Here is a 3775-nt window from a genome sequence, read left to right as displayed (position 1 = left end):
CCGCGGCGCTGCGCCAGCACGGCGTTGAGCTGGCGGTCGACGCGGCGGCGCCGCTGGCGATCCAGGCCGACCGCCTGCAGATCGAGCTGGTGCTGCGCAACCTGCTGGGCAACGCGCTCGACGCCGTGCTGGCGCAGCCGGCCGGCCAGCGCCGCATCCGCGTCAGCATCGAGCAACTGGCCGGCGCGCGCCTGCAGTTGAGCGTCGAGGACAGCGGCGGCGGCGTTTCCGAGCTGCTGGCCGGGCGCCTGTTCGAGCCCTTCGTCTCGTCCAAGGCCAGCGGCATGGGCCTGGGCCTGGTGCTCAGCCGCGCCATCGCCGAGGCGCACGGCGGCAGCCTGCGCTTTGATGTCGCCGGCCACGGCGTGTTCCGCCTGGTGCTGCCGCTGAGCGCGGCCGCCGCCCAACACCACAAACACAACAAGCACAACAAGCACAACAATAAGCAATCACCCCCCGGAGACCACCTTGCCGCATAATTTGACCGTCTTCATCGTCGACGACGACCCCGCCGTGCGCGACGCCCTCGGCCTGCTGCTGGGCGTGCGCGGCTACCGCACCGCGATGTTCGCCAGCGGCGAGGACTTCCTGGCCGCCCGCCGGCGCGACTGGGCCGGCTGCCTGGTGGCCGACATCCGCATGAACGGCATGGACGGCCTGAGCCTGCAGGCCAAGCTGGCCGAGCTCGGTTGCGCCATCCCGGTGGTGATCGTCAGCGGCCACGGCGACGTGGCGTTGGCGCGCGCCGCCTTCAAGGCCAACGCCATCGATTTTTTGGAGAAGCCGTTCGACGACGTCAAGCTGATCGCCGCCATCGAGGAGGCCTACGCGCGCGAGCGCCAGCAGCGCGGCGCCGAGCAGCGCCGCGCCAGCAGCCTGGCGCTGCTGGGCGAGCTGACGCCGCGCGAGCGCGAGGTGATGCAGCTGGTGGTGACGGGCCAGCACAACCGCGACATCGGACCGGCGCTGGGCATCAGCGTGCGCACGGTGGAGGTGCACAAGGCGCGGTTGATGAGCAAGCTGGGGGTCGACAACGTCGCCGACCTGGTGCGCCTGAGCATGCTCGACGAGCAGCGCGGCCGCTAGCGCCGCGGCGGCGGCGCGGAAGGGAAGGCGCGGCGCGGGCCTAGCCGCGCAGGCCGCGCACCGCCTGGGTGGTGCGCTCGGCGGCGCGGCGCAGCACCAGTTGGCGGTTGCTCGACTCCTGGTCGCGCTGGTTTTCGCGGTGCCACAGGTGGAACACCTCGGTGGCGAAGGCGCCGTCCTTGCGCATCACGCCGGCGTTGAACAGGCGCACCACCAGGTCGGAGTCCTCGTGGCCCCAGCCGAGGAAGCTCTCGTCGAAGCCGTTGACCAGATCCAGGTCGCTGCGCCAGACGGCCATGTTGCAGCTCTTGATGCGGCGCCAGGAAAAGCGCCGCGTGGTGCGGCCCAGGTCGGGCCAGCTGAACAGCAGTTGCAGCATCTTGTTCAGGTGGCCGGCCAGGCGCCAGCGCAACATGCGGCCCAGGCCCAGCGCCTGCAGGTCGATGCGCTCGCCGAGCACGCTGGCGGTGCCCGCTTCGCTGAGCAGGATGCGGCTGCCGCAGACGACGTGGCCGCGCTGGGCCAGCCGGCGGTGGCGGCGGATGAAGTCGCGCTGCGGCACGCAGTCGCCGTCGAGGAAGATGATGTAGTCGCCGGTCGCGGCCAGCGTGCCCAGGTTGCGCGCGCGGGCGGCGCGGAAGCCCAGATCGTCCTGCCAGACATGGCGCAGCGGCAGTGGCGCCGCCGCTTGCAGGGCGGCGACGCAGGCGCGTGTGTTGTCGCCCGAGCCGTCATCAGCGATAATGATTTCGAAATCCCGGTCGTCCTGGGCAAAACAGGCCTCGACCACGGCGCGCAGCGCGTCGGGACGGTTGTAGGTGGTGATGATGACGGAGATGGTTGGTGCCAGATGCATGAAGTCCGCTGCCTGTGTTGATAGATTGCAATTAGAGCCGACAAGAATAAGAATGAATCATACTTTATCCGGGCCAGCGCGCGGCAACTCCCTGCTGATCCACCTGCTGCTGTTCTGCCTGCCCTTCCTGACGCTGATCAGCAGCTTCGGCGTCGGCCTGTGCAGCTTCGCCTTCCTGCTGGCGGCCGTGCTGACCCGGCGCGACGGCGCGGCGGCGCTGCGGCGCCACTGGCCGCAGGTGCGCGGCGTGCTGCTGGCCTTCGGCCTGGGCCTGGCCTTCGCCCTGCTGCTGATGGTGCTGCGCCACGGCGTGCACCTGCGCGCGCTGGAAAAGCCCGGCCGCATGCTGGCCGCCGCCACCGTCATGCTGGCCGTGCTGGCCTGCCGGCCCAGCCGGCGCGCGCTGTGGTGGGGCCTGATCGCCGGCGCCGTGGCCGGCGCCGCCTTCTCGGTCTACCAGCGCTGGGGCATGGGCATGCAGCGCCCGGGCGGCCTGATCAACTCGATCACCTTCGGCGACATCGTGCTGTGCATGGGCCTGATGTGCCTGGCCGCCGGCGGCGACTTCAAGGGCCGCCTGGCGCTCTGGCCGGCGCTCGGCGCGCTGGCCGGCCTGGTCGGCTCGATCGCCACCGGCACCCGTGGCGGCTGGGTGGCGCTGCTGTTCGCCGGCGTGCTGATGGTCAGCTACGGCCACGTGCTGCGCGGCCGCCTGCGCCAGGGCGCCGCGCTGGCCGCGCTGACGCTGCTGCTGGCCAGTTACTTCGTGCCGCAGACCGGCGCCCGCGAGCGTCTGGAACAGGGCATCGCCGACGTGCAAACCTACTTCGGCGGCGGCAACGCCTACAGCAACATGGGCGTGCGGCTGGAGCTGTGGCGCGGCGCGGCCATGCTGATCGAGCGCCACCCGCTCAGCGGCGCGGCGGCGCCCCAGGTCAAGGCCGAGCTGGCCGAGCTGGCCGCCAGCGGCAAGGTCGACCCCTTCGTGCTGCGGTTCGACCACTTCCACAACGACATCGTGCAGGCGCTGGTCTACGGCGGCGTGTTGGGCCTGCTGGTGTGGGGCGCCACGCTGCTGCTGCCGCTGCTGTTCTTCCTGCGCATCCTGCGGCGCCAGCCGGACGCCAGCAGCGGCCTGCTGGCGCCGGCGCTGGCCGGCGCGCTGCTGGTGGTGTGCTATTTCAGCTTCGGCTTGACCGAGGTGATCTTCTGGTCGGTGCGCAGCACCATGTTCTACGCGCTGATGCTGTTCCTGTTGATGGGCCTGTGCCTGAACGCGCAGGACGAGGCGGCCGCCGCCGCCGCCGCGCCGGCCGACAAGGCGGCGGCATGAGCGCGGCCGCGGCGCCGGTGCCGCGCATCCTGGTCATCTCGCCGAACTGGATCGGCGACGCCGTCATGGCCCAGCCGCTGCTGCGCCTGCTGCGGGCGGCCCGGCCGGACACGCCGATCGACGTGCTGGCGCCGCCCTCGGTGGCGCCGGTGTGGCGCCAGATGGCCGAGGTCGACGAAGTGCTGCAGACGCCGTTCCGCCACGGCGCCCTGCAGCTGCGCGAGCGCTGGCGCTACGCCCGCCTGCTGCGGGCGCGCGGCTACGCCGCCGCCTACGTGCTGCCCAACACCCTCAAGTACGCGCTGATCCCCTGGCTGGCTGGCATCGCCACGCGGGTCGGCTACAAGGGCGAGAGCCGCTACGGCCTGATCAACCGGATGCACCATGACGACGTGCCGCCGCGGCCGATGGTGGCGTTCTACGCCGCGCTGGCCGGCGCGCCCGGCCCGCTGGGCGCCGCGCCGCCGCGGCCGGCGCTGGCGGCGACGCCGGCGCAGATC

Annotated in this window: 5 protein-coding genes; 4 read left to right on the top strand and 1 reads right to left on the bottom strand. The window is 71.9% G+C overall.

Going from position 1 to position 3775, the window contains the following annotated elements:
• The coding region (locus H7U20_RS30500) for an ATP-binding protein (protein WP_233411045.1) at positions 1–479 on the top strand (479 nt) is incomplete at its 5' end.
• Positions 469–1086, top strand: coding sequence for a response regulator transcription factor (locus H7U20_RS24260; protein ID WP_199761712.1), 618 nt, complete (start codon positions 469–471; stop codon positions 1084–1086). The genes H7U20_RS30500 and H7U20_RS24260, both read left to right, overlap by 11 nt.
• 40 nt (positions 1087–1126) lie before the next feature.
• Here the strand turns inward: H7U20_RS24260 and H7U20_RS24255 are convergent, their stop codons facing one another.
• Complete coding sequence (locus H7U20_RS24255; RefSeq protein WP_199761711.1) at positions 1127–1942, bottom strand: glycosyltransferase family 2 protein; 816 nt, start codon at positions 1940–1942, stop codon at positions 1127–1129.
• Positions 1943–1994: 52 nt separating this feature from the next.
• On the opposite strand from H7U20_RS24255, the gene H7U20_RS24250 reads away from it, so the two are divergent.
• Together H7U20_RS24250 and waaF are read left to right on the top strand one after the other, a co-directional pair.
• Entirely contained in the window at positions 1995–3275 is a 1281-nt protein-coding gene (locus H7U20_RS24250) for an O-antigen ligase family protein (RefSeq protein ID WP_199761710.1), read from the top strand.
• Positions 3272–3775 (top strand): lipopolysaccharide heptosyltransferase II (gene waaF, locus H7U20_RS30495; RefSeq protein WP_233411044.1); only part of this gene is annotated, 504 nt, incomplete at its 3' end. The genes H7U20_RS24250 and waaF, both read left to right, overlap by 4 nt.

Source organism: Rugamonas violacea, assembly GCF_016461825.1.
Lineage (GTDB): Bacteria > Pseudomonadota > Gammaproteobacteria > Burkholderiales > Burkholderiaceae_D > Rugamonas.
The sequence above is the reverse complement of the archived record's forward strand: the minus strand, read 5'-3'. Positions and strand labels throughout refer to the sequence as shown.